Raw genomic sequence first — 23,195 nt, forward strand, 5'->3', positions numbered from 1 at the left:
CTCCGGTCCAGTCTCCGGCCGCCGCGCCGGACAAGCCCCTCTCGGAGGCCGCGCGCGAGGCCGTCGACGCCGGCGAGATGACCGTTGAGCAGGCGCTGGCCGCCCGCGATCTGCTGATGGGCCAGGCCAAGAACATGGTGGCCATGATGGAATCCCGGCAGGAGCAGGACCCGCACGACGTGGACCTGGAACTGCTGGCCCAGCAAAAGGCCCTCGCCGAGCGTGCCGCCGTCCTGAACCGCAGGGCCGCGGACAAGAAGCGGCTCAGCGACGAAAACGAACAGCGCCGGCACACGGCCATGGAGCGGCCGGCGGCTGACATTGCCTCCGCACCGATGGAATTCGTGGCCGTCCCGGGGACCGACCGGCACGTGCTCCGGCCGTCGTCGACATCCTACGTTCCGGTGGTGACGACGCCGGCTCCGGACCAAGCACCGTCTGCTCCGGCGCAGGCCACGCCCGGCCGGCAGCAGGTTCCCGCCCGCCGGAAGCCGGCACCCGAAACGGTCAAGCCGCAACCGCCTGCGGCGACGCAGGCTGTGCCGGCAGGATCAGGGAAACCGGCGGGGCAGGACCGGAAACCGGTTCCGACGCCGGTGGACACGGCCGCGTCGGCACCGCCGCGATCGAAGATCCTGGCCCAGGCCGAAGCGCTGGCCGAAGGGCGCGGTGCCACCATCCATCCGCTCAAGGCCAGCAGCGCCTACGGGCTGGACCCCCTCGACGCCCGGACGGCAGGGCTCGACCGGGTCCGCCGGGTGAGGCTCGCAGTCGGTGGTGCGCTGGTGCTCGGCGCCGCTGCGTTCGCGGCGGGCATCGCCATGATGCTCGGTATTTTTGGCGGCTAACGCCGCCGCTCAATCGCTGGTTCACATTCCAAGGAGACACATGACCGCACCCGAGAGCTCAATCGCCATCGCGCGCACTGCCGCGAAGGCAGCCAGCGACAAAATCGCCGAAGACATCGTCGCGATCGACGTTAGCGAGCGGCTGGCTATCACCGACGTGTTCCTCATCGCCTCGGCACCCACCGAGCGGCAGGTCAACGCCATCGTCGACGGCATCGAAGAGGAGCTGCACAAGCAGGACCTGCGACCGGTCCGCCGCGAAGGCCGGTCCGAGGGGCGCTGGGTGCTGCTCGACTACGCAGGCGTGGTCATCCACGTCCAGCATCAGGAAGACCGCGTCTTCTATGCCCTGGAGCGTCTGTGGAAGGATTGCCCGTTCATCGACTTGCAGCTGGACGCGAAGGCCGCATCGACGGACACGGAGTAGCCGGGGCGGATGGGTACTGCTGGCCGGAACCGATCCTCCGCCGGCCGCCCGGAACCATCCGCTGATTTGGAATCCGTGCGAGTCTCTGCATAGAATATTCAAGTTGCTTCGAAGGAAGCGGCGCGGAATCCGCGAGGATAACGGGGCTGTGGCGCAGCTGGTAGCGCACCTGCATGGCATGCAGGGGGTCAGGGGTTCGAGTCCCCTCAGCTCCACTCCGTGAAGCACCATCGGTGATATTCACGCAGCGGAATATATTGCCGTTTTGGCGAATCATTCCATTCCAGGGGCTGTGGCGCAGCTGGTAGCGCACCTGCATGGCATGCAGGGGGTCAGGGGTTCGAGTCCCCTCAGCTCCACCCAGCAGCGAAGGTCCGGTGCAAACAAACTGTTTGCACCGGACCTTTTCGTATCCGCCAAGCGCCACAACTCCTTCAACCCCCCCCCGGTACTTCAAGGCGAAAGCGCTGTGCCCCTGCCTTTTCGCTGCGGATCTGCGCACAGATTCAGCTGTGGGCGAACGCGCCGTTGCTCAGGTTGGGAAAGAAACAACCTGTGGCGGGGACCGGCGGCGCCTGCCCTGGCGAAGCCCTCAGGTGCGCCTGGTCGTGATGCTCATGTCGCGCAGGATCACCGACAGTTGATCCATGAACAGGCCGAGCTGGGCGTTCTGCCGGTCGTTGATCAGCAGCGCAAAGATATTCCGTGCCAGCCGGATTTCCGGGACGTCCAGCACCACGATGCCGTCGGGCCCGTTGTGCATCGCGAGCTCCGGAACCAGCGCGGCGCCCAGACCCGCGGCGGCCATGGCGAGGCTGGCGTTGAAGTCGTCGCAGTAGGCGACCACCCGCGGGTGGAGGTTGCAGCTCGCGAAGAGGCGCTCGATCACGGTGGCGTCCGCCGTGCCGGGATGGTGCATGATCCAGGGCATCTCCGCCAACTGGGAGGCCGTCACCGAAGCCCCGGGCCGAATCCCCCATGATTCGGGCAGTACCACCCTGAAATTGTCGTCGCCGATCCATTGCCGGCTCACCGTGTTGGGCCAGGCCAGCCCGCCCTGGCCGACCTGGAACACCAGGGCGACGTCGAGTCCGCCGCCGGCCCGCAACCCTTGGATCGTCTGGCCCGGCTCGGCGACGGATACCTTGAGGTTGATCCCCAGGCCCGGCCATCCGGGGGCCTGCAGCAACCGGGGGAGTACGTAGGTGGCCAGGCTGGGAAAGATCCCGAGCCTGACCTCCTGCGTGCTGGTGTCCTGGCTGCGGGCGGTGGCAGCCAGCAGCGCATCGATGTCCGTGAGGACCTTGGCCGCGTGCCGGGACATCACCATCGCCGTTTCGGTCGGCTGCACGCTGCGCGCCGAGCGCTCGAACAGCTTGGCGCCCGTCTCGCGCTCCAGCGCGGACATCTGCTGCGAAACGGCCGAGGCCGTATAGCCCAGGTTGGCCGCGGCCGCGGCAAACGACCCGCGCCGGGTCACTTCGAGCAAGGTGCGCAGGTGCACCGTGTTGACCATCAGCCCTCCTGTGGCTCATTCACCCTTGCGCTAAGCCTACCTTGGGCTTTGCCAGAGCCGCGGGCCGCACTTGGAGGAATGCCGCGGGCCGCCACAGCGTTGTGTTAAGGGTGCCGCATTCACGCGAGGAGGAGTGGTTCGAAGCCCGGACGTGCTGCACTGGCAGTCAGGGGGGTGAAAGCCGCCCGACCACGGAGCATGGAGCCGCCCGAATGGTCCGGCCGTATCGTCCGGCCGATTGTCCGAGGCGGCCGCTAAGGTTCCGAGTACGGGAGCGGCAGCAGAAAAAACGACGGACGCCGGGGACCACAACATCTAGTGGTGCCGGCACTAGAGGCGACACGCCGACGAAACGGCGACACGAGACTTTTCGAAGTTGTGGGCAGCCCATCCACAGGCTGTGGATGGCGCCTTGGAAAGGCCGGAATATCAACTGTTTAACCCCCGAAAATACCCCATGGGCTGTGGACGAAGGTGGGCACGGAATGACATACTTGTAATACATCATCTTGGGGTTCCGAACGGCCGAGTCCACTAGATGTAGTATTGGAACCGCTGGCGGGCAGCGAGCGCGGGTTCTTCTCAGGGACAGCCGCACAGCCAGAAAACAGCAGAACGCCGTACCGAGAATTAGGGGAGAAGGACCATGACTGTAACGGTTTACACCAAGCCAGCATGCGTGCAGTGCAATGCCACGTACCGGGCTCTGGACAAGAAGGGCATCGCCTACCAGAGCGTTGACCTGTCCCAGGATCCGGAAGCGCTGGAGCGTGTCCGTTCCCTTGGTTACATGCAGGCGCCCGTCGTCGTCACCGAGCAGGACCACTGGTCCGGGTTCCGCCCGGACAAGATCGAGGAACTGGCCCAGGCCGCTGCCTCGGTAGCCTGAGCGGATTCGTTCGAAACCAGAACCAAACGCCATGACCGAGCTGCTGATGAGTGAGGCCGCCAGGCGTGAGGCGGGTCCGGCAACCGGCGGGATCGCCGAGACGGACCTGATCTATTTCTCCTCCGCCTCCGGCTACACCGACCGCTTCATGCAGAAGCTGGGGCTGCCGGCGGCACGGATCCCGCTGCGCACCCAGCAGGAGACGCTGCACGCGCTCCGGCCGTTCGTCCTGGTACTGCCGACGTACGGCGGCGAATCCGGCCGGAATTCGATTCCGCCACAGGTCATCAAATTCCTCAACCGCGAGGAGAACCGGCGCCTGCTCCGTGGAGTGATCGGCTCCGGCAACACGAACTTCGGCACAACGTACTGCCTGGCGGCGGAGAAGATCGCCGCAAAGTGCCAGGTGCCGCTTCTCTATCGATTCGAACTCATGGGCACGTCCGAGGACGTCGACCGGGTCAAGCAAGGATTGGAACACTTTTGGAAACGACAGTTGCACCCGCAGCCGTAGCCGATGCCAAGGCAGAATTGCCGGCGGCATTTAAGGGACTGGGCTACCACGAACTCAATGCCATGCTCAACCTTTACGGCCCGGACGGGAAGATCCAGTTCGAGGCCGACCGCGAAGCTGCCCGCCAGTATTTCCTGCAGCACGTTAACAACAACACCGTGTTCTTCCATGACCTGGAAGAAAAACTCGACTACCTGATCAAGAACGACTACTACGAGCGCGAGACGCTCGACCAGTACACGATGAACTTTGTCCGGTCGCTCTACGACCGGGCCTACAAGAAAAAGTTCCGCTTCGAGACGTTCCTGGGCGCGTTCAAGTTCTACACGTCCTACACGCTCAAGACCTTCGACGGCAAGCGTTTCCTGGAGCGCTACGAAGACCGTGTCTGCATGGTGGCCCTCCACCTGGCCAGGGGCGACGAGGAACTGGCGAACCGGCTGGTGGACGAGATCATCGACGGCCGCTTCCAGCCGGCCACGCCCACGTTCCTGAACGCGGGCAAGAAGCAGCGCGGCGAGCTGGTCTCCTGCTTCCTGCTGCGCATCGAAGACAACATGGAGTCGATCGCCCGCGGCATCAACTCCGCCCTGCAGCTGTCCAAGCGCGGCGGCGGCGTCGCACTGTCGCTGACCAACATCCGCGAGCACGGCGCGCCGATCAAGCAGATCGAGAACCAGTCCTCCGGCGTCATCCCGGTCATGAAGCTGCTCGAAGACAGCTTCTCCTACGCCAACCAGCTCGGTGCCCGCCAGGGTGCGGGCGCGGTGTACCTGCATGCCCACCACCCGGACATCTACCGCTTCCTGGACACGAAGCGCGAGAACGCCGACGAAAAGATCCGGATCAAGACGCTCTCGCTGGGCGTTGTCGTCCCGGACATCACGTTCGAGCTGGCGAAGAAGAACGAGGACATGTACCTGTTCTCCCCGTACGACGTCGAACGCGTCTACGGGGTGCCGTTCTCGGACATCTCCGTCTCGGAAAAGTACTACGAGATGGTCGACGACAGCCGGATCAAGAAGACCAAGATCAGCGCCCGCGAGTTCTTCCAGACGCTGGCCGAGATCCAGTTCGAATCGGGCTACCCGTACATCATGTTCGAGGACACGGTGAACCGCGCCAACCCGATCCACGGCAAGATCATCATGTCCAACCTCTGCTCGGAGATCCTGCAGGTTTCCTCGCCGTCGCTGTACAACGAGGACCTCACCTACGCCGAAATCGGCAAGGACATTTCCTGCAACCTCGGCTCGATGAACATCGCCAAGACCATGGACTCGCCCGACTTCGGCACCTCCATCGAGACCGCCATCCGCGCGCTCACCGCGGTGTCGGACATGTCCTACATCAACTCGGTGCCCTCGATCGCCGAAGGCAACCTGCAGTCGCACGCCATCGGCCTGGGCCAGATGAACCTGCACGGCTACCTGGCCCGCGAGCGGGTCCATTACGGTTCCGAGGAAGGCCTGGACTTCACCAACATCTACTTCTACACGGTGCTGTTCCACGCGCTGCGTGCCTCGAACAAGCTCGCGATCGAACACCGCCAGACCTTCGGCGGCTTCGAGAAGTCCAAGTACGCCTCGGGCGAGTTCTTCGACAAGTACACCGAGCAGGAATGGGTACCGCAGACCGACCGGGTCAAGGAGCTCTTCGCCCATGTGGAGATCCCCACCCAGGCCGACTGGCGGGAGCTGAAGGCCTCCGTCATGGAGCACGGGATCTACAACCAGAACCTGCAGGCCGTTCCGCCCACCGGTTCGATCTCCTACATCAACAACTCCACGTCCTCGATCCACCCGGTGGCCTCCAAGATCGAGATCCGCAAGGAAGGCAAGCTGGGCCGCGTGTACTACCCGGCCCCGTATCTGACCAACGACAACCTGGAGTACTACCAGGACGCCTACGAAATCGGCTACGAGAAGATCATCGACACCTACGCCGCGGCCACCCAGCACGTGGACCAGGGCCTGTCGTTGACGCTGTTCTTCAAGGACACCGCCACCACCCGCGACATCAACAAGGCGCAGATCTACGCCTGGCGCAAGGGCATCAAGACCATCTACTACATCCGGCTCCGCCAGCTCGCGCTGGAGGGGACCGAGGTAGAGGGCTGCGTCAGCTGCATGCTGTAGCAGACCCGGACAACTGAAAAGTACGACGGCGGGTGCCCGCCCGCCGTCGTACGGGCGCCGACGGGAAGCCAGACATCCGGCCACCACCCGCTGGCCCAGCCGGCCGCACCGCGGCCGGCATTCGGGCACTATGGAACAAGACAGACTTTGGGAAGAAGGGGACGCGATGTCAGCCGAGAAGGTCAAGCTTCTGCACCACGTGGAAGCGATCAACTGGAACCGGATCGAGGACGAGAAGGACGTTGAGGTCTGGAACCGGCTCTGCAACAACTTCTGGCTGCCCGAAAAGGTCCCGCTGTCCAATGATGTGCAGTCCTGGGGCACGTTGACCGAAGACGAAAAGCTGCTCACCATGCGCGTCTTCACTGGCCTGACCCTGCTGGACACGCTCCAGGGGACCGTCGGCGCGGTCAGCCTGATCCCGGATGCGCTGACTCCGCATGAGGAAGCCGTCTACACGAACATCGCGTTCATGGAATCGGTGCATGCCAAGAGCTATTCGTCGATCTTCTCCACCTTGTGCTCCACCAAGGAGATCGACGAGGCGTTCCGGTGGTCCACCGAGAACGAGAACCTGCAGAAGAAGGCCCGGATCATCGAGGGCTACTACTACGGCGATGACCCGCTCAAGCGCAAGGTCGCCTCCACGCTGCTGGAGTCCTTCCTGTTCTACTCAGGCTTCTACCTGCCGATGTACTGGTCCTCACGGGCCAAGCTGACCAACACCGCGGACCTGATCCGGCTGATCATCCGCGACGAGGCGGTGCACGGTTACTACATCGGCTACAAGTTCCAGAAGGGCGTCGAGGGGGAGTCCGAGGCGCGCAAGCAGGAGCTGAAGGACTACACCTTCGAGCTGCTCTACGAGCTGTACGAGAACGAGGTGCAGTACACCCACGACCTCTACGACGCCGTGGGCCTGTCCGAGGACGTCAAGAAGTTCCTGAACTACAACGCCAACAAGGCGCTGATGAATCTGGGCTACGAGGCCATGTTCCCGTCCACCGTGACCGACGTGAACCCGGCCATCCTCTCCGCCCTGAGCCCCAACGCGGACGAGAACCACGACTTCTTCTCCGGCTCCGGCTCCTCCTACGTGATCGGCAAGGCCGTCAACACCGAAGACGAAGACTGGGACTTCTAGGTCCTCCTCCCTCCCTCTTTCTTCCATTGGGGGATCGCGGCCGTCCCAGCAAGATGGTCGCCTCCGGGTAATATGAACGGCCTATCTGAGCAACGCTCAGGTAGGCCGTTCCTTTAGCTGCCTTCGGGAACGGCCGGAAGTGACTGGGACAGGCGCGCTTGTAACCGGAACAACCATCGATTCCAACTGTGAGGGGCGGAGAATATCTTGGATCTCTTGGGCGGGATGAGCCGCGACGAACTCCGCGTCTTTTCCTGGTGTGCGGCCGCCGTCTTTGCGCTAGTGGCCGGCGCGTGGCGTCCCCGCAGGCTTCATTGGACTGTTCTTGGTTCCGTCCTCCTCTTCGCGGCCCTTAATGCGGGTGCCGGGATCTACGTCCTGAACCATTTCCGTGATTCACGCTGGTCCACAGGGGGAGAACCGCCGCTGAGCGCTCCGTCGTTTTCCGGGACGCCTGTCGTGGGGGAGTTTCTGGGCCCGCTGGACACCGCTCTTGATGGAGTCGTCGGTGGCGTGAACGAGTTCCTGGCCTTCAGGCATGCGCTTCCCGTAGCGCTGGAGTTCCTTGCCGCGTCCGGCTGGGCCCTGATGGTGGCGTTCCCGCTGGGCATCCTCGCGGCCGGCATCAGTTACTCCGTGGCCAGGCGCCGGACGGCGCAGTTCGACCAGTATCGCGTCACCGTTGACCTGCTCAAAGATGAGCTCGAGCAGATCAAGCGGCAGATCTCGGCAGGGGCATCGGTCGACACGGCACGCCCTGCCGGGGACGGGGTCACTGTCGTGCGGCCTGACTAACCCGCTCCGTTGGGCTTAAGTCCGCCCGTGACCCATCATGCAACTCCGGACACGCGGCGTCCCATCTCGGTTTTGGTCAGCCTTCGACTCGTATGTCGGTTTGCAGGTCACGGAGCGAGAGCCGGTCGGTCGCAGTGCGGAAGTCGGTAATCACACTATGCTGCGGATTGAACATTGCTTCCGCCGTGTACTCTGCATCGTCGATGTAAACCATCGAGAGACGAATGCCACCTTCTTGCCGTTCCACGCCCGTGATGCGCTGGTTGTCTTGGTGCCCGCCCCAGATGCGCATGCTGAGGGGATAAAAGAGCTGGATTTCATCAGGAAGCCAGTCCGGTCGTTGGAATCCGATCGTTTCGACTCTGTTGCCGGTCCTGATGACGCGGCCGTCGGAGGGATTGAACGTGATGCTGCCGCCATCGCCTTCGACGCTCCAGCTGTGCTCGCCATCGCTGATGCGGACTTTCGTGCTAACAATGTTTCCTTCGTGGTCGGTCCTGTCCACAACGCCCGACATGGGGTACCGCAGGACCGAATTGCGCACCGCTGACAACAATTCCAGCAATGCTTCGAACTCCTCGCGCCCGCTCACAACCACCTGCTCTCGACCGCAGACGCGGCACGTAAGTATTGAACCGGATAATCCCAACTTAGGCGCTGCGACCCCTTCATGCCAGACGTTGCCCTTGCTAGTTGAAAGCTGGTTCACTCTGGCTCTTTTGGTTCACTTGATCATTTTGATAAAGACGAGGGCAGAGGTGAGTCGCGTTCGATCTGTCAACGATTGGCGCCTTGGCAACCGGTGGAAGAGTTAGGTGCGGGAAAACCTTAACATGAGCATCGACATTGCTTCCGCCCCTAATGTACACCTTTGGGTGTGACGTTCTCGCCTGCCTCCTGATTTCCCATTCGCACGTGGGAGAAAAGGATGCATTTGATCTTGAGCGGTTCTAATTCACCCTCTATTCAAGAGGGTGGTGAAACTGCCCCGGAACCCATTGACACTCGGAAAACCGCAGACGTACGTTGGGCGCACTGTGCGCCTGGCTGGGGGAAGGAACGCAGGGACCGTGGTTCTCTCAACGGACCTGTCGCCATTACGGCATCCAACGGATATCCGTGCAGGACGAGCGAGCAGCCCTCCTGCCACGCCAGGAGTCTCATCATGATCATCAAGAAAACACTGCGCCTGCCCATTTTCATTGCCCTCGCGCTCGTTGCGGGGACCGCGCCGGCCGTTGCAACGCCCCAGGAGGAAGCCCCCACGCCTTGGCCGCCCGAGGACACCGGGGGGCAGTACTTGCCAGTCCCCGACGACTACTACGCTCCTATAGAGTTCGAGGCGTGCGGCACCACCGTCACCATGGAAGCCGGAGACGTCCGGGATGTTCACTACAAGTCCCGGGTGAAGCAGAACGGGTCCACGGTGCTGAAGTTCAAAGGAGATGCCACCGTGGACCTAACCCGTGCCTCGGATGGCGCCTTCATCGACGAACTCGACATTTCCGGATTGGCTTATCAATACATCTCAGCCGATGAGCTGACCGTTGTTGATCTCCTGGGAGGGCGCTCGATTGTGGCAGCAGCGAGCCCTGAAGAAGCCGAATCGATGGCCGAGGAAGGTTTGCCGGAGTTTGCCTACTACACACGGGGGTGGTTAGGTTTCTACAGCCAATTCTCTGAGGACCCCGAGATGATGGAGCCGATCGCTTCGGATATTGTGCTGAACACCACCCGGCATGTGCACGATGTGTGCGAAATGCTCGACGAGGCGGCCTGGGAGTGACGCCACCACCCGCCTCCTAAGGCTACAAAGGAGATGAGACGAGCTCAGGTTGCGCAGGACGCTGCCTTGGCGCCGACGGAGGCAAGGGCACCCAGCCCGACCGCCATTCCCTTGCAGGGACTGCAAGCCAAAACCGGCCTCTTCGAACTGACGGGTTTGGGCTTCTCAGCTCTCTTGTCGACGCCACGCCCAGCCAGAGAATCGGCCGAAAACGCGTTGATCGCGCTGCCGGGTTTGGTCCCGGCCGAGTGCACGGCCGAGATCGCGGCGGTGTAGCCGGCGGGGCCGGAGCCGATGATGATCAGCTGTTCGATGCGGATGTCGGTGCTCACGAAAGTCTCCCCTGATGCTCTAAGTCGGGTTGGTCTAATTGGTGGCCGGGATCAGGGATTCGATCAATCCCTCGATGCGGGTCTTGATCTCGTCGCGGATGGGGCGGACAGCGTCCACACCCTGCCCGGCCGGGTCCTCCAAGACCCAGTCCTCGTAGCGCTTGCAGGGGAAATAGGGGCACTCGTCGCCGCAGCCCATGGTGATCACGACGTCCGACTCCTTCACTGCCTCGGTGGTGAGGACCTTCGGGATCTCGGCGGACATGTCGATGCCGAGTTCAGCCATGGCCTCCACTGCGGCCGGGTTGACCTTGTCAGCGGGCTGGGAGCCGGCGGAGCGGACTTCGATAGCGCCCTCGGACAAGCTGGTCAGGAACGCCGCCGCCATCTGCGAACGCCCTGCGTTGTGGACGCAGACGAAGAGGACGGATGGCTTTTTGGTGGTATTGGTGCTCACGGGTTTCTCCTGTGGTTCGAATGGAATCAATATGGGGCCGGATACTCCGTACATCGACAACCATCAATGCTGCCTCGGTGCAGCGATGGAGCGGGGCGGACACCCAACCAAACCGACCACTCTGTCAATAAATGTGCTGGCGCTCGTCCTGCCCATGAGGTCAGGCGGCGCGCAAGCGTGGCGCGAGATCGCTGATGCGGGTGGAGATGTCGAGGAAGGCGTGTTCGAAAGCGTCCCTGGTGTTCACTCGGAGCGGGTCCGGAACAGACCAGTGAATTCCCTCCAGGTTCGGGAGTTCCTCGTGCGCGTTGTCGCACACAGTGACGATGAAATCGGCACTCGTTGCAACCTCAGCCAGCTGACGCGGCGTCGCGTTCCCGAGGGCGACGCCGTGGCGATGCGCGACGTCGACGGCCCCTTGGGCGACGCGGTCTGCCGGGCGCGTGCCCGCCGACGTCGCAGGGATTTCACTGACGCGCCGCCACAGGGCGGTCGCGAGCTGAGACCGTGCACTGTTGCGCGTGCAGACGAAGAGGACGCGGCGCACGCCGTGTTCACGCCGGGGCGACAGCCACTCCAGCGCCCCGGAGGTGAGTCTGATGTAGCTGCGCCGCTTATCCGCCTCCGAGCGGCGGCGGGTCGCGAGGCCGGCAGCTTCCAAGGTGCGCAGGTGGTGGGACAGCAGGTTGGAGGGGATGCCGAGCTCCGCCTGAAGCTCCGTCGGTGAGTAGTCTCCGAGCGTCAGCAGATCGACAATCCGCAGGCGGGCAGGGTCTGCGAGGGCGGCATGTTTTGCAACTCGCGCCTGAAAGTCCCCGTTTAGCTCAATAGTCATTGATTCAATTTTGACTGAGTTAATTTATTCGGTCAAGCTGGATCTCATGACTTCACAGCAGCCGCCCTTGTGGCGCCGCGCAATCGCCGAGCTGCTCGGGACGGCCCTGCTTGTTTGCATCGTCGTCGGCTCGGGCATTGCCGCGCAGCAACTGTCCCCGAACGATGTGGGACTGCAGCTGCTGCAGAACAGTACCGCCACGGTGCTGGGTCTCACGGTGCTGATCCTCATGTTCGGGCCGGTCAGCGGCGCTCACTTCAATCCCATGGTTTCGCTCGCGGACTGGCTTCTGGGCCGGCGCAGCCGCACCGGCTTGACCCTTGCGGAATTGAGTACGTATCTGGTGGCGCAGATGGTCGGCGGGATCGGCGGCAGCGTACTCGCCAACGCCATGTTTGAGGTGGGTACGACCGTCTCGACCAAGGATCGAGCCACTGAGGGAACGTTGCTGGGCGAGGTGGTTGCGACGGCCGGGCTCATTCTGCTGATCTTCTCCCTGGCTGCCACTCGAAGGGGTATCCTTGCGGCTCCCGCTGTGGGTGCGTACATTGGCGCGGCGTACTGGTTCACGTCCTCGACGTCTTTCGCCAACCCTGCGGTAACGGTCGGCCGAATCTTCAGCGACACGTTTGCCGGCATCGCTCCGAGCTCCGTCCCCGGATTCGTGCTGGCGCAGATCATCGGTGCGGCATTGGGTATCGGCCTCCTTGTGCTCCTCTTCCCTGCGGCGTCGCGCATGGCCGACGACGTTGTTGTCCCGCACCCTTCCCAGAAGGACGGATCCTGACCCTCAGAGCATGAGTTGCGCGCCCGCCGGAATCGGCCTCCGGCGAATCGTGCGTTTTGATCTCACCGAACCCTTGGACCTCGGCCAGCCCACCGTCTCCCACCACCTGAAAATCCTGGTGGATGCCGGCCTGCTAAACCGCGAAAAGCGGGGCACCTGGGCCTACTACTCGCTGGCACCCGGAGCCCTGGACAAAGCCGCGGGCTTCCTGACCGACCTCTGAGCGCCACAGTAGCGTGCCCACGGCTGGGTCAGGGGTCCGTCTGAATCGGCAGGACGATGCCGGCACCGCCGTCGACGGTGACGCGTTGTCCTGTCCGAAGCAGGAGGGTCGCGTCTCCCGTTCCGACGACAGCCGGTATGCCGAATTCCCGGGCGACCAGAGAGGCGTGAGCAGCCAGGGTGCCGCCGTCCGTGACGACCGCTGCCGCACGGGCGAAGAGGGGTGTCCACGCGGGCGCCGTCGACTTAGCGACCAGTACCTCGCCGTCGAGGAAGGTGTCGAAGTCCTCCGGCCCATGCATGACACGGACGATAGCTGTGATCCGGCCAATGCTCGCCGGTTGGCCTACGATGGCCCCTTCCGGCAGGTGAGGAGAACTTCTTGCTGCTTCCACTGCGCGGGCGATCGGATCGCCGATGAACTTGCCGGGATTGCCCAAGGTCAGCGGTGCAACGAGTTTCCGCTGCCGTTGCCAAGCGCCGCGTCGGCTGGCCACGGGCGGCCGCGCACCCGCAGACGGTCGGGTGACCTCATCCAACCTCAGGAAATGCAGGTACGATGCGTCTTCGATGATGCCGCTGGCGGCCGACAGTTCGCCGAGGCGGCGGGCGCAGCGGCGCAGCACCGGCCATCCCAGGCTTAGGTCGCGAGACTGTTCTTCCCGCAGAACCGCGTAGTGTTGGGCCACTTCAACGAGGGCATTGAATCGTGCGAGTACTTTTGGTTGATCCTGGAGTGCCTTGCGTGCTGTTGCTTCGGTCTGGGCACGCTGAACGCGAAGAGCTTTGGTCTTCCCGGTAGCCGGCAGTTGTTCAACGCTCCGGTGCTGGGGCATTGCTTCTCCGGCGGTGGGGTGGTACCAGTCCAGGGAGTAGACCGCGTGGGAAACCTGTGCTGATGCGGTCCCCGCCAGACCGCGAAGGAGCGCCTGATGTCCGGTTTCTCCTGCCGCCGTCCCGTGGAGAGGCGCGGCCAGATGCTTCTGCCAGAACCGGGCGAGTGCGGTTTCCATCTTCCAAGCAGATCCGCCGACGACGGCAAGCGACCAAAGATAGATTCCGGCCCGGTGACACACGGCATCCACGAGTTCGACAATCCCGGCTTGGGATGCTGAATCGACCTCCTGTTCAGCCTTCCGCACGAGCTCGCGGTAATCGGGCAGCAGCTGGTTGCGCCATCGCAGTTCCAGGCCATGGAGAACTGCGTGATGCGCTGCGGCAGGATTGGTGGAGACGCGGATGAGAGTGTTGAACAGGAACCAGGGTGCCCGGCCGTGGCTGTCGAAAATTGCTTGTGCTAGAAGCCTTAGCGACGGCACCGGCGGGGAGTTGTAGTACCACCCGTTGACGGAGGCATATCGGAAAGGCACCCGCACGCGGGCGTCGGCCTGCATGCCGTCAAGGTATCCGGACTCAATCCGGGGCAGGAGCCAGTCCTGGAACAGCGGCGTCATCGGTTCCGGCAGCCATTCACCGAGGCGGAAGTTTCGTGACCACAGGCCTTTGCCTGGCGCCACCCAATCGACAACCTCCGGCATGGCCGTCATCGGGCGGGCCTGCAGAAGGAACAGCACGCCCGCCGGGTCGATGGCCCATTCAATGTCCTGCGGGACTCCGGCACGGGCCGCGACATTGCGGGCCAGCTCCGCTACTTCCCGTGCCTGAACTCGAGTGAGGGTGCCGGCGTTCCGCGTACAGACGGCGTCCTGAGCCCGGACAGTCCATTGTTCCCCGACGGCGTCGCCGGCCACGAGGGATTCCCCGAGTCCTTGGACGGCAGTGATGATGGTTTCGTCTCTCTCCCCGGTGAGGGGATTGGAGGTGAATGCGACGCCGGCGGCCAGCGGCTGGACCATCTGTTGAACGAGCACCGCCATGGAAGCGGCCGCCGGTTGTGGCTGACCTGACGCTCCGCGTGCTGACTCATATGCCGCCACCCGATAGTGCGCAGCGGACGCCAGGCAGCGCCTGATTGCACCCTCGAGATCATCCCGCGCGACGTTAAGGTACGTCTCGTAAAGGCCCGCATACGAGGCGCCGGGCAGGTCCTCGGCAGGCGCGGAGGACCTGACCGCAAAGGGCCCCGGACCAATCAGGTCGGCGGCGTCCTGCAAGGCGTTGGCGATGTCGTTCCGGTCGGAGGCCTCTGAGGTAACCACGAAGCCCGGCGGAACATTGAATCCCTCCGCCGAGAGGGCATCGAGCACGGCCGCTTTGGTGCCCAGCACTGCCGGCCCCGCGCTGACTGCACCAAGCCGCGGAAACGTTTCGTTGATCCCCATCATCGGCCTTCTCCATGAGCCCCTCATCCTGGTTATTCTCGGTCTGCTTCTTCGTCGTCGCGGAGTTCTTCGAAGACCTCGAATGGCGACTCGACATCTCCCCTCCATGCCTCGATGCCTTCGCGGACGGCAAGGGCTGCAACCACGAGAGCCGCGATCGAATCTGCCCAGGTCCACCCGAACAAGGTGTTCAGAAGTAGACCAATCAGCACAGTCCCGGACAAGTAGATGCAGAGCAATAGTTGTTTGGCATCTGCCTGAACGCTCTTCGAGTTCAACTCACGCCCGGTCCGGAACTCGAACCACGCGAGCACGGGCATCACGATGAGACTCAGTGAAGCGATACCGATGCCGAGGGGGCTGTGCTCGACCTTTTCAATGCCCGAGAGAGCCAGTACTGCGTCTATGGTGACGTAGGCCGCTAAGGCGAAAAAGGCAATCCCGATTGCGCGGACAGTCACTTTCTCCCAACGTTCGGGATCTTTGCGTGTGAACTGCCAGGCGACCGCTGCCGCGGAGAGAACCTCGATGATGGAATCGAGGCCGAAGCCGATGAGCGCGGCAGACGAAGCCATGGAGCCGGCCCAGATCGCGACAATGGCTTCGATCAGGTTGTACGTGATGGTGGAAGCGACAATGAGTCGCACACGGCGGTGCAGTACTAAACGCCGCTCGGCAGAGAGCGCAGTTGGTGCTGTCATCGGGACCCCTCGCAGCACCCGGGCAGCGGGCATGCAGGGTCGGCGCAGGGTTTGTTTTCGTCCACCATCAGTGTCACTTCAACGAGGGCCCGTAGAGCGTTCGCCAGGTGGGGGTCGGCGATCTCGTACCGGGTTTGCCGACCTTCAGGTTCGGCAATGACGATGCCGCAATCACGAAGGCACGTCAGGTGATTGGAAACATTCGAACGCGTCAAGTTCAGGCTGCGCGCGAGGACGGCAGGGTAGCTTGGCCCCTTGAGCAGGGTCATGAGGATGGATGCTCGGCTTGAATCGGCCATGGCCCGCCCTAGGCGATTCATGACATCCAGCCTCGAAGTTATAGTCAGCATGGACTGACTATACAGTTGTTGCTGAACTATCGCACAACCAAAAGGGGTGCCTCTGCTCGGATGGGCAATAACTCGAAGAATCTGGTGCGGGAAATAACCTTAATTCGGGCATCGACATCGCTTCCGCCCCTAATGCTCACCTTTGGATGTGACGTTATCGCCTGCCTCCTGATATCCCATTCGCAACTGGGAGAAACGGTGCATTTCTTTTTGCACGGTTTTATACACCCTTAATGAGAGAGGGTAGTGGGACTGCGTCAGAACTCGTTGACAGTCGCAGAACCGCAGGCGTAGGTTGACCGCACTGTGCGCCTGGCTGGGGGAGGAACGCAGGGACCGTGGTTCACTCAACGGACCTGTCGCCACTACGGCATCCAACGCATCTCCCTGCAGGATGAGCGAGAAGCCTCCTGCCCGCCCAGGAGCCCCATCATGATCACCAAGAAGACACTGCGCCTGCCCATTTTCATTGCTCTTGCCCTCGCCGCGGGGACCGCGCCGGCCATTGCAACGCCCCAGGAGGAAACCCCCGCCCCTTGGCCGCCCGAGGACACTGGGGGGCACTACCTGCCCGTCCCCGACGATTACTACGCTCCAATAGAGATTGAGGTGTGCGGCACGACCGTCACCCTGGAAGCTGGAGACGTCCGGGATGTCCACTACAAGGCCTGGGTAAAAGAGAACGGGTCAACGGTGGTGAAGTTCCGGGGCGGGTCCACCGTGGACCTGACGCGCGCCTCGGACGATGCCTTCATCGATGAACTCGACGTCTCCGGTCGTATGGTTCAACATTTCTCGGCCGATCGGCTGACCGTCACGGATTCACTCAGGGGTCCCTCGATTATTTACCCCTTAAGCGACGTTGACGCCGCGGCTCTGGCCGAAGAAGGCTTCCCGGAGTTTTTCTATTATGACCGGGGGTGGCTGAGTATTCAGGCCCACCTGTCCGAGGACCCCGAAGAAGAGCCAACATCGGTGGATATCCTGCTGAACACCACGCGGCACGTGCACGATCTGTGCGAAATGCTCGACGAGGCGGCCGGGAAGTAATACGTTCTCCTCCCCGGGCCGGGGAGGAGGAACCGAGGATGGCGCCTTAGAGGGCGTCAGTCGTGCCAGCTGCGGGGACGCGAGGCGGCGCTCTTAGTCCTGTCGCTTGGCGTAGTCACTGTATCCGTGCCAATCAAGGACCACGCACTGCTCATCGCCTACGACCCAGGCATCGTGACCGGGCGGAACCGACATAAGGTCGCCGACAGCGAACTCGTTTTCCTCGCCGTCGTCCATAACGATCTTGAGTCGTCCGGACAACACATAGCCGGTATGGGCCACCTGACAGCTGTCCGTCTTAGCGATGGGTTTCACGTGCTTGGACCACTGCCAACCGGGTTCGAAAACCGCTCGCCCGACGGGGCCTGACTCGAGATTGATCAGATCCAGCTTCCCCTTACCGTCCTCGAAAGGCCGGGTTTCTTCGGGCTCGTCCAGACTCTTGCGGATCATGGGTGACATGAGGGTCTCCTTTGAACCAACCTGCCCTGCACACACAAGTGTGGCAGCACGCCGGGAACAGGGTCAACGCGTGTCGGCATGGCCAGGGGCCGTCACCAACCGCCGCGCGTCGGCGTATGTCCCTGTCGGGCGTCATCGGGCATCGCCATTTCGGCACGCAGGCCCAAGAGCCGGATGGGACGACCCCCTTCGATTCCGGCTGCGAGGTCCAGGGCCCGCGCGAGGATTTCGTTCCGGTCGAATGTCTCGGGAATCTTCCTAGCGTGGGTCTTGGTGAAGAAGGGTGCGTACCGGACCTTCAGCGTCAGCCCGACAACGGGCCGTCCCTCGGCCACAACGTCCTCAAGGACCCGCGCTGTCAGCTCCCTGACGGCGCCGTCGACCTCGGCGGGCTCAGTCAGGTCCCGCTGGAAGGTGGTCTCCCGGCTGTGCCCCCGGGCAACCCACGGGGTGTCGTCCACGACGCTGGCGCCGTCCCCGCGTCCGAGTTCCGCGTACCAGGGCCCCATCTTAGGGCCGAACTCCGGCACCAGCTCTTGGGGGTCGGACGCGGCGAGCTCGGCAACGGTGTTAATGCCGAGCTTGGCCAGCCGGCCCGACACCTTGGTGCCGACGCCCCACAGGTCCTTGGTGGGCCGGCCGCCCATGACGTCAAGCCAGTTCCCGGCGGTGAGACGAAAGACGCCGGCCGGCTTGCCGAAACCGGTGGCGACCTTGGCGCGGACCAGAGTGTCGCCGATGCCCACGCTGCAATGCAGCTGCGTTCGCTCCAGTACGGCGGCCTGCACCTGCCGGGCGTAGGCTTCCGGATTCTCTGTCTCGACGCCGACAAAGGCTTCATCCCAGCCCAGCACCTGCACGGTGGCGCCTGGCTGCGCTCGCAGCGTATTCATCACCGCTTCTGACGCTGCGAGGTACGCCTCGTGATCGACGGGGAGGATGACGGCGTCGGGCACTTTCCGTGCCGCCGTGCGCAAGGGCATTCCGGAACCGACGCCGAACGCCCGGGCTTCGTAGGATGCGGTCGACACCACAGCCCGTTCCGTGGGGTCGCCCCGGCCGCCGACAATGATCGGTTTGCCCGCAAGCTCCGGCCGTCGGAGCACTTCGACCGCAGCGATGAACTGGTCGAGATCGACGTGCAGCACCCACGGGATTCCGCTCACGCCACCAGTCTGCCCTAAACGCCCTTGGCAAGCATCGGCCTGCCACCGGTATGGCCGTCTCCTTGGCCTTCTCCCTTGTCATCGGTTACGGCGCCCCAGCAATCTTCAGCCCGCCCAAAGTCCTCGACGTCATCGTCGAATTGCGATGACGGAGGGCGGACCCTCAGCGTGCATGAATCCGCGCGAAAACGGCCCTTGGCATCCGCCGCTGACCGGAGGACGATTAAGGGACCGATAAAAAGGAGGTTCGTGATGTGCTACGCCTCGAATAGGGATTCCCGCTGGGGCTTCCGCAAGGAAGCCGTGGACACGCCGGAAACCCGCCGCGAAGACAAGGACACCGGGCGCGAAACCTGGACGAAGACTGATGACTCCGAAGTGATTGCCTTCCTGGACAAGTCAACAGTGGAAGAGCCAGCCAGCGACCGAACCACGTAGCCGAAACCGTACGGGATAGATGAAGCCCCGCAGTAACTCTGCGGGGCTTCATTGCGCCTACTGGCTCGGCGATTCATCCGGGTCGAAATCTTCCAGCGGGGCTCCCAGCCGGTCGTCCGCCATCCCGCCCTCGAGCGGATCGGACAGGGTCTCGTCCACGGGACGCGCGGAGTCCGTATCGATCCCGGCATCCACCAGTTCCGGCGGCACCGCGTCGACGCCCTCATCCGGGATGAGCGGGTCTTCACCTTGGATGTTCAGCTCCGGATCCGGCAGGGTCTGTTCGTCCTCCGGGCGGTTCTGCTCGCTCATTGCAGCCTCCTTCGATCGTGATTCACCTTGCGCTGAGATTGCCACCGTAACCCGGACGAGCCGGGAGGGAAACAGGCAGGGCTGCCGGAAAACCGGCCAGGGCGTGCTTCATCGCCCGATGCCGGTCCGCCGGCGCTGGGGAAACGGGATCAGGTCCAGGTCTCGGGCCGCAACCACCTCGGCCCCTCCTGCCCGCGCCCTGGCCTGTTCCTCGAGCGGGGCCAGGTCGGGATAGCGCGAGGAGAAATGGGTCAGCACCAGCGTGCCCACACCGCCGCCGGCGGCGAGTCCGCCGGCCTGACCGGCGGTGAGGTGGCGGTGCCGGACGGCAAGAGCACCGTCGTCGTCGCGGAAGGTGGACTCGGCCACGAGCAGGTCGGCGCCGTCGGCCAGTTCCTCCGCCCCGGCGCAGACCGCGGTGTCCATTACGAAGGCGAAGCGCTGTCCCGGGCGGGCCACGCTGACATCCTCCAGCCGCACCCCCTTCCAGGTTTCTTCCCGCTGCAGGCGGCCCACGTCGGGGCCGGAAATCCCGGCGGCAGCCAGCCGGTCGGGCAGCAGGGTGCGGCCGTCGGGTTCGACCAGCCGGTAGCCGTAGGCCTCGATCCGGTGGTCCAGGGGTCGCACCTCGAGGCCGTCCGCGATGGCCCCGGCGCCGCCGTGCGGGTGCAGGCGCAGGTCAAGTCCCGGGGAGGCGAGTGAGACCAGGGCCCGGACCACATCAGCACCGGAGGCCGGATAGTGCAGATGAACCGGATGCTCAACGCCGTCCAGGACCATGCGCGAGAGCACGCCGGGCAATCCGTAGCAGTGGTCGCCGTGCACATGCGTCAGACAGATGCGCGTGATCCGGCTGGCCGAAACCCCGGCGAGGATCATTTGCCGCTGCGTTCCCTCACCCGGGTCGAACAGCACTCCCTCGCCGTCCCAGCGCAGCAGGTAGCCGTTGTGGTTGCGGCTCCGGGTAGGAACCTGCGAGGCGGTGCCCAGGACGACAAATTCGCGCATGCGGCCGAGTCTGCCATCGCGGATGCGCCGGCGGCCACCGCTGAAGCGCGCCGGCGCGGCCGGACGGGGAACCTGCGATCGGCGCATGAACGACGGCGACGCATTGCTGGCTCGCAACGGGGCTGGGAAAATGTCAGGAAAAGCCCGGTGGCCGAGCATCGGGCCAAGTCGTACCGGAGGCGGTGTCTGACGAGTGAACAGCAGGGCAGCGGGTGACAACGGCCGGCGGCTGGAACGCGCCGCGGAGCTGCGGGCGTCACGCGAACGCGGGCCGGCCGACGCGGAGGAAGAGGAGCGGGCGGAGGCCGAAGAGGAGAAGCACCGGAAAATCCGGGAGCTGGACACCTCCCGGCGCGCGGACTACCTGATCCGGGATGCCATGGCCCGCGGGGATTTCGATGACCTGAAATACGCCGGAAAACCGATACCCAACCTGGGCAACGGGTATGACCCCGACTGGTGGCTTAAGGGGCTGATCGAGCGCGAGAACCTTACGGGGCTGGGCCCCGAAGCCCTGCTGCTGCGGACCGAGGACGCCGAGCTGGACGGACGCCTGGACCAGCAGATCTCTGACCGGCGGGTGCGCGAAATCCTGGAGGACTTCAACGCCCGGGTGGTCAACGCGCGGCGGCAGTTACAGGGCGGCCCGCCGGTGATCACCAAGACCCGGGACGTGGAGTATGAACTGGAACGCTGGCGGGAACGCCGGGCGGCCAGGGCGGCCGCGGCGGCACGCGAGGAACCGGAGCCCGAGCCCAAGCGGCCATGGTGGCGCCGGATGTGGGACCTGACCGAATAGCCGGGCGCTACTTCCGCTGGGCGGCCGGTGTCCGGCGCAGGGCGGCCAGCTCCCTCTTCACCTGCCGCTTGGCGACAGGGCGAAATCCCGCCGCCACGTAACGGTCGCGCACGGCGCGCTCGGAACGGAAGATTGCCCAGCCCCGCTTGAGCAGGAACGGCAGTGGCTTGCGGTGCTCCCGCAGGTCGCGCACCAGGCGGCGCACCGCCGTCGTGATGGGGGAGACCCTTATGAAGATGGGGTCAACCTCCGCCCCGAGGCCGCGCAGCCGACCGAGCACGGCGTCGGCGAAGATCCCCTCGGCAATCACCGGCCCCTCCGCGAGTTCCACGGTGCGGTGCCCGCTGTAGCTGGAGGTGGCGATGGAGTAGTTGGGGATCCGGGTGCTGCCAGTCTCCAGCAGGTCCATTATGGCGCCGGCCGCGGCGCCGCTGTTCCAGGTGTCGGCATGGTCCCAGTCGATTTCCCCGTACGGGGTGAGCGGCATGGGGGACGCGCCGGTGTGCTCGCTGATCTCCCGGTAAAACGCGTCGAGCTCCACATGCGGACGGCCGAACCGCGCTGCCAGGTAGGACTTACCGGAGCCGGAGACGCCGCCGAGCAGCACGAGCGGTGTTTGGGGAGAAGTCACATGGCTATTATTCCGTGTCCGGCACGGTGGCAAGGTCTCGAATGCCCGGACCCGGAACGGACGGCACTTTATGGCCCCGGGCCGTAAAATGGCAGGGGCATCCGCCGCGACCGGCGGCGCGGATCAGCAAGTTCAGGAAGCAGGCGACATTTTGGAGCACTCAGCGCAGGGCCCTGGCGGGCTCGACTGGGTCCGCCAGCCGGAGTCGTTCGGCGCGGAGGCGGACCTGCAGTTTGGACTGGAACTGCTGGCCGCGGCCAAGCAGGGACGGCTCGGCGCTACCGTGCGCCTGTACCGTCCGGCACCCACGGTGGCGTTCGGGCAGCGGGACGCTCATCTGCCCGGCTTTCAGGAGGCGGCCCGCCGCTGCCGCGAACGTGGATTCGAACCGCTGGTGCGCAAGGCGGGCGGCCGCGCGGCCGCATACCACGAAGGCTGCCTGGTGCTGGACCATGTGGAGCCGCTGGCCGATGCCATTGCCGGCGCGAAAAAGCGTTTCGGCCGGTTCGGGGAGCTCATCGCCGGCGGCTTGCGGGCCACCGGGCTGGAGGCCGGCGTGGGCGAAATCCCCGGGGAGTATTGCCCGGGCGAGTTCAGCATCCACGGCGCGTACCCGGTCGAGCCCCAGCGCCGGATCAAGCTGGTGGGCACCGCGCAGCGGGTCGTCGCCGGTGCCTGGCTGTTTTCCTCCGTCGTGGTGGTCGAGGATGCGGCGCCGCTGCGCGAGGTGCTCACGGCCAGTTATGACGCACTCGGCCTGGACTGGGATCCGGCAACGGCCGGCGCGGCCGAGGACCTGCTGCCCGGCCTCGGCGTGGACTCGGTGGAGCGGGCGCTGCGCACGGCGTACGCCGGCTACGCCGACGTGGCGGAGGGGTCTTTTGCCGACCTGCTGGCCCGCGTGCAGGTCCCGGAACCGGCCCCGTTGTAGTCGACGCCCGGCCCGCCTAGTCTGGAGGGGACTTCGAGTCCCGGCAGCGGAGGCACACCATGGACGGGCCAGCGCAGCACGGTCCGGATACCCTCGACGACGCACTGGGCCGGCCCCTGCGGGATCTGCGGATCTCCGTCACCGACCGGTGCAACTTCCGCTGCGTCTACTGCATGCCCAGGGAAGTATTCGGCCGCGACTTCGTGTTCCTGCCCAAGGACCAGCTGCTGACCTTCGACGAAATCGTCCGGGTGGCCCGGATCGCCGCCGCCGAAGGGGTGGAAAAGCTGCGGCTGACCGGCGGCGAACCGCTGCTGCGGCGGGGAATCGAGGACCTGGTCACCGGGCTGGCCGGGCTCCGCACGCCCGAAGGCC

At 64.3% G+C, this 23,195-nt stretch carries 26 protein-coding genes, 2 tRNA genes and 2 pseudogenes; 17 read left to right on the top strand and 13 right to left on the bottom strand.

Annotated features, from left to right (window positions below; translation table 11 throughout):
• From AC5RUJ_RS01815 to AC5RUJ_RS01830, 4 genes and pseudogenes are all read left to right on the top strand, one after another.
• Positions 1-848, top strand: a pseudogene (locus AC5RUJ_RS01815) (hypothetical protein); the annotation flags it as partial.
• A gap of 40 nt (positions 849-888) precedes the next feature.
• Positions 889-1,275 carry a ribosome silencing factor gene (rsfS, locus tag AC5RUJ_RS01820; RefSeq protein WP_493999863.1) on the top strand — a complete coding sequence of 129 codons (387 nt, stop codon included), beginning with the start codon at positions 889-891 and terminating at the stop codon, positions 1,273-1,275.
• 142 nt (positions 1,276-1,417) lie between these two features.
• Positions 1,418-1,490 (top strand) — tRNA-Ala (locus AC5RUJ_RS01825).
• A gap of 71 nt (positions 1,491-1,561) precedes the next feature.
• Positions 1,562-1,634, top strand: a tRNA-Ala gene (locus AC5RUJ_RS01830).
• Between the two features lie 233 nt (positions 1,635-1,867).
• Here the strand turns inward: AC5RUJ_RS01830 and AC5RUJ_RS01835 are convergent.
• On the bottom strand, positions 1,868-2,791 hold the full coding sequence (locus AC5RUJ_RS01835; protein ID WP_493999862.1) for a LysR family transcriptional regulator: 924 nt from the start codon (positions 2,789-2,791) through the stop codon (positions 1,868-1,870).
• A gap of 646 nt (positions 2,792-3,437) precedes the next feature.
• Between AC5RUJ_RS01835 and nrdH the strand changes: the two genes are divergently transcribed.
• The 5 genes from nrdH to AC5RUJ_RS01860 all read left to right on the top strand — a co-directional run bounded on the left by nrdH (position 3,438) and on the right by AC5RUJ_RS01860 (position 8,271).
• Positions 3,438-3,680: a glutaredoxin-like protein NrdH gene (gene nrdH / locus AC5RUJ_RS01840; protein ID WP_127513743.1), complete on the top strand. Its 243-nt coding sequence runs from the start codon at positions 3,438-3,440 to the stop codon at positions 3,678-3,680.
• Positions 3,681-3,726: 46 nt separating this feature from the next.
• Positions 3,727-4,194, top strand: a complete 468-nt coding sequence (gene nrdI, locus AC5RUJ_RS01845) for a class Ib ribonucleoside-diphosphate reductase assembly flavoprotein NrdI (RefSeq protein ID WP_494101540.1) — start codon at positions 3,727-3,729, stop codon at positions 4,192-4,194.
• Positions 4,195-4,211: 17 nt separating this feature from the next.
• Positions 4,212-6,332 (top strand): class 1b ribonucleoside-diphosphate reductase subunit alpha, encoded by a 2,121-nt coding sequence (gene nrdE, locus AC5RUJ_RS01850; protein WP_494001260.1) that lies wholly within the window; start codon positions 4,212-4,214, stop codon positions 6,330-6,332.
• Positions 6,333-6,498: 166 nt separating this feature from the next.
• On the top strand, positions 6,499-7,476 hold the full coding sequence (gene nrdF / locus AC5RUJ_RS01855) for a class 1b ribonucleoside-diphosphate reductase subunit beta (RefSeq protein ID WP_493999860.1): 978 nt from the start codon (positions 6,499-6,501) through the stop codon (positions 7,474-7,476).
• A gap of 207 nt (positions 7,477-7,683) precedes the next feature.
• On the top strand, positions 7,684-8,271 hold the full coding sequence (locus tag AC5RUJ_RS01860) for a hypothetical protein (protein ID WP_494155567.1): 588 nt from the start codon (positions 7,684-7,686) through the stop codon (positions 8,269-8,271).
• Positions 8,272-8,347: 76 nt separating this feature from the next.
• Here the strand turns inward: AC5RUJ_RS01860 and AC5RUJ_RS01865 are convergent, their stop codons facing one another.
• A complete protein-coding gene (locus tag AC5RUJ_RS01865; protein ID WP_494014088.1) occupies positions 8,348-8,980 on the bottom strand; it encodes a hypothetical protein in 633 nt (210 codons plus the stop codon).
• Positions 8,981-9,436: 456 nt separating this feature from the next.
• Between AC5RUJ_RS01865 and AC5RUJ_RS01870 the strand changes: the two genes are divergently transcribed.
• On the top strand, positions 9,437-10,057 hold the full coding sequence (locus tag AC5RUJ_RS01870; protein ID WP_494014087.1) for a hypothetical protein: 621 nt from the start codon (positions 9,437-9,439) through the stop codon (positions 10,055-10,057).
• A 44-nt stretch (positions 10,058-10,101) separates the two neighbouring features.
• On the opposite strand, the gene AC5RUJ_RS01875 is transcribed toward AC5RUJ_RS01870, so the two are convergent.
• The 3 genes from AC5RUJ_RS01875 to AC5RUJ_RS01885 all read right to left on the bottom strand — a co-directional run bounded on the left by AC5RUJ_RS01875 (position 10,102) and on the right by AC5RUJ_RS01885 (position 11,681).
• Positions 10,102-10,389: a hypothetical protein gene (locus AC5RUJ_RS01875; protein ID WP_494014086.1), complete on the bottom strand. Its 288-nt coding sequence runs from the start codon at positions 10,387-10,389 to the stop codon at positions 10,102-10,104.
• A gap of 34 nt (positions 10,390-10,423) precedes the next feature.
• Positions 10,424-10,846: an arsenate reductase ArsC gene (locus tag AC5RUJ_RS01880; RefSeq protein ID WP_494014085.1), complete on the bottom strand. Its 423-nt coding sequence runs from the start codon at positions 10,844-10,846 to the stop codon at positions 10,424-10,426.
• Positions 10,847-11,006: 160 nt separating this feature from the next.
• A complete protein-coding gene (locus AC5RUJ_RS01885) occupies positions 11,007-11,681 on the bottom strand; it encodes an arsenate reductase/protein-tyrosine-phosphatase family protein (protein ID WP_494014084.1) in 675 nt (224 codons plus the stop codon).
• 46 nt (positions 11,682-11,727) lie between these two features.
• Between AC5RUJ_RS01885 and AC5RUJ_RS01890 the strand changes: the two genes are divergently transcribed.
• Entirely contained in the window at positions 11,728-12,468 is a 741-nt protein-coding gene (locus tag AC5RUJ_RS01890) for an aquaporin (protein ID WP_494014083.1), read from the top strand.
• 38 nt (positions 12,469-12,506) lie between these two features.
• A pseudogene (locus AC5RUJ_RS01895) lies at positions 12,507-12,691 on the top strand (ArsR/SmtB family transcription factor); the annotation flags it as partial.
• A gap of 28 nt (positions 12,692-12,719) precedes the next feature.
• Here the strand turns inward: AC5RUJ_RS01895 and AC5RUJ_RS01900 are convergent.
• From AC5RUJ_RS01900 to cmtR, 3 genes are read right to left on the bottom strand one after another with little or no spacing between them, the layout of a single operon-like run.
• Complete coding sequence (locus AC5RUJ_RS01900; RefSeq protein WP_494155568.1) at positions 12,720-14,975, bottom strand: PEP/pyruvate-binding domain-containing protein; 2,256 nt, start codon at positions 14,973-14,975, stop codon at positions 12,720-12,722.
• Positions 14,976-15,004: 29 nt separating this feature from the next.
• Positions 15,005-15,673 carry a cation efflux transmembrane domain-containing protein gene (locus tag AC5RUJ_RS01905; RefSeq protein WP_493999854.1) on the bottom strand — a complete coding sequence of 223 codons (669 nt, stop codon included), beginning with the start codon at positions 15,671-15,673 and terminating at the stop codon, positions 15,005-15,007.
• Entirely contained in the window at positions 15,670-16,023 is a 354-nt protein-coding gene (gene cmtR / locus AC5RUJ_RS01910) for a Cd(II)/Pb(II)-sensing metalloregulatory transcriptional regulator CmtR (RefSeq protein WP_493999853.1), read from the bottom strand. Before cmtR ends, AC5RUJ_RS01905 begins: the two co-directional genes overlap by 4 nt.
• 432 nt (positions 16,024-16,455) lie before the next feature.
• Between cmtR and AC5RUJ_RS01915 the strand changes: the two genes are divergently transcribed.
• Positions 16,456-17,073, top strand: a complete 618-nt coding sequence (locus tag AC5RUJ_RS01915; RefSeq protein ID WP_493999852.1) for a hypothetical protein — start codon at positions 16,456-16,458, stop codon at positions 17,071-17,073.
• A 93-nt stretch (positions 17,074-17,166) separates the two neighbouring features.
• Here AC5RUJ_RS01915 and AC5RUJ_RS01920 read toward each other — a convergent pair whose 3' ends face one another.
• A complete protein-coding gene (locus tag AC5RUJ_RS01920; RefSeq protein ID WP_493999851.1) occupies positions 17,167-17,535 on the bottom strand; it encodes a cupin domain-containing protein in 369 nt (122 codons plus the stop codon).
• A gap of 92 nt (positions 17,536-17,627) precedes the next feature.
• Positions 17,628-18,701 (bottom strand): DNA polymerase IV, encoded by a 1,074-nt coding sequence (locus tag AC5RUJ_RS01925; protein WP_493999850.1) that lies wholly within the window; start codon positions 18,699-18,701, stop codon positions 17,628-17,630.
• 249 nt (positions 18,702-18,950) lie between these two features.
• Here AC5RUJ_RS01925 and AC5RUJ_RS01930 point away from each other — a divergent pair, with 249 nt between their 5' ends.
• Positions 18,951-19,139, top strand: a complete 189-nt coding sequence (locus AC5RUJ_RS01930; protein WP_494139191.1) for a hypothetical protein — start codon at positions 18,951-18,953, stop codon at positions 19,137-19,139.
• A gap of 57 nt (positions 19,140-19,196) precedes the next feature.
• Here the strand turns inward: AC5RUJ_RS01930 and AC5RUJ_RS01935 are convergent, their stop codons facing one another.
• Positions 19,197-19,451 (bottom strand): hypothetical protein, encoded by a 255-nt coding sequence (locus AC5RUJ_RS01935; RefSeq protein WP_494101527.1) that lies wholly within the window; start codon positions 19,449-19,451, stop codon positions 19,197-19,199.
• Between the two features lie 108 nt (positions 19,452-19,559).
• Positions 19,560-20,459 carry a ribonuclease Z gene (locus AC5RUJ_RS01940; protein WP_494128610.1) on the bottom strand — a complete coding sequence of 300 codons (900 nt, stop codon included), beginning with the start codon at positions 20,457-20,459 and terminating at the stop codon, positions 19,560-19,562.
• Positions 20,460-20,652: 193 nt separating this feature from the next.
• Between AC5RUJ_RS01940 and AC5RUJ_RS01945 the strand changes: the two genes are divergently transcribed.
• Positions 20,653-21,258, top strand: coding sequence for a DnaJ family domain-containing protein (locus AC5RUJ_RS01945; RefSeq protein ID WP_494023004.1), 606 nt, complete (start codon positions 20,653-20,655; stop codon positions 21,256-21,258).
• 7 nt (positions 21,259-21,265) lie between these two features.
• Here AC5RUJ_RS01945 and AC5RUJ_RS01950 read toward each other — a convergent pair whose 3' ends face one another.
• Positions 21,266-21,889, bottom strand: coding sequence for a uridine kinase family protein (locus tag AC5RUJ_RS01950; protein ID WP_493999845.1), 624 nt, complete (start codon positions 21,887-21,889; stop codon positions 21,266-21,268).
• 151 nt (positions 21,890-22,040) lie between these two features.
• On the opposite strand from AC5RUJ_RS01950, the gene AC5RUJ_RS01955 reads away from it, so the two are divergent.
• Together AC5RUJ_RS01955 and AC5RUJ_RS01960 are read left to right on the top strand one after the other, a co-directional pair.
• The gene (locus AC5RUJ_RS01955; protein ID WP_493999844.1) at positions 22,041-22,820 is read left to right on the top strand and encodes a lipoate--protein ligase family protein; all 780 of its coding nucleotides are present in this window, start codon (positions 22,041-22,043) and stop codon (positions 22,818-22,820) included.
• A 59-nt stretch (positions 22,821-22,879) separates the two neighbouring features.
• The coding region (locus AC5RUJ_RS01960; protein WP_494155569.1) for a radical SAM protein at positions 22,880-23,195 on the top strand (316 nt) is incomplete at its 3' end.

The organism is Arthrobacter sp. Y3223164, assembly GCF_059091005.1.

Coding starts and splice junctions, on each gene's coding strand:
- rsfS (WP_493999863.1), top strand. CDS start 889: ATGACCGCACCCGAGAGCTCAATCGCCATCGCGCGCACTGCCGCGAAG.
- AC5RUJ_RS01835 (WP_493999862.1), bottom strand. CDS start 2,791: ATGGTCAACACGGTGCACCTGCGCACCTTGCTCGAAGTGACCCGGCGC.
- nrdH (WP_127513743.1), top strand. CDS start 3,438: ATGACTGTAACGGTTTACACCAAGCCAGCATGCGTGCAGTGCAATGCC.
- nrdI (WP_494101540.1), top strand. CDS start 3,727: ATGAGTGAGGCCGCCAGGCGTGAGGCGGGTCCGGCAACCGGCGGGATC.
- nrdF (WP_493999860.1), top strand. CDS start 6,499: ATGTCAGCCGAGAAGGTCAAGCTTCTGCACCACGTGGAAGCGATCAAC.
- AC5RUJ_RS01870 (WP_494014087.1), top strand. CDS start 9,437: ATGATCATCAAGAAAACACTGCGCCTGCCCATTTTCATTGCCCTCGCG.
- AC5RUJ_RS01885 (WP_494014084.1), bottom strand. CDS start 11,681: ATGACTATTGAGCTAAACGGGGACTTTCAGGCGCGAGTTGCAAAACAT.
- AC5RUJ_RS01890 (WP_494014083.1), top strand. CDS start 11,728: ATGACTTCACAGCAGCCGCCCTTGTGGCGCCGCGCAATCGCCGAGCTG.
- AC5RUJ_RS01900 (WP_494155568.1), bottom strand. CDS start 14,975: ATGATGGGGATCAACGAAACGTTTCCGCGGCTTGGTGCAGTCAGCGCG.
- AC5RUJ_RS01905 (WP_493999854.1), bottom strand. CDS start 15,673: ATGACAGCACCAACTGCGCTCTCTGCCGAGCGGCGTTTAGTACTGCAC.
- cmtR (WP_493999853.1), bottom strand. CDS start 16,023: ATGCTGACTATAACTTCGAGGCTGGATGTCATGAATCGCCTAGGGCGG.
- AC5RUJ_RS01915 (WP_493999852.1), top strand. CDS start 16,456: ATGATCACCAAGAAGACACTGCGCCTGCCCATTTTCATTGCTCTTGCC.
- AC5RUJ_RS01920 (WP_493999851.1), bottom strand. CDS start 17,535: ATGTCACCCATGATCCGCAAGAGTCTGGACGAGCCCGAAGAAACCCGG.
- AC5RUJ_RS01935 (WP_494101527.1), bottom strand. CDS start 19,451: ATGAGCGAGCAGAACCGCCCGGAGGACGAACAGACCCTGCCGGATCCG.
- AC5RUJ_RS01940 (WP_494128610.1), bottom strand. CDS start 20,459: ATGCGCGAATTTGTCGTCCTGGGCACCGCCTCGCAGGTTCCTACCCGG.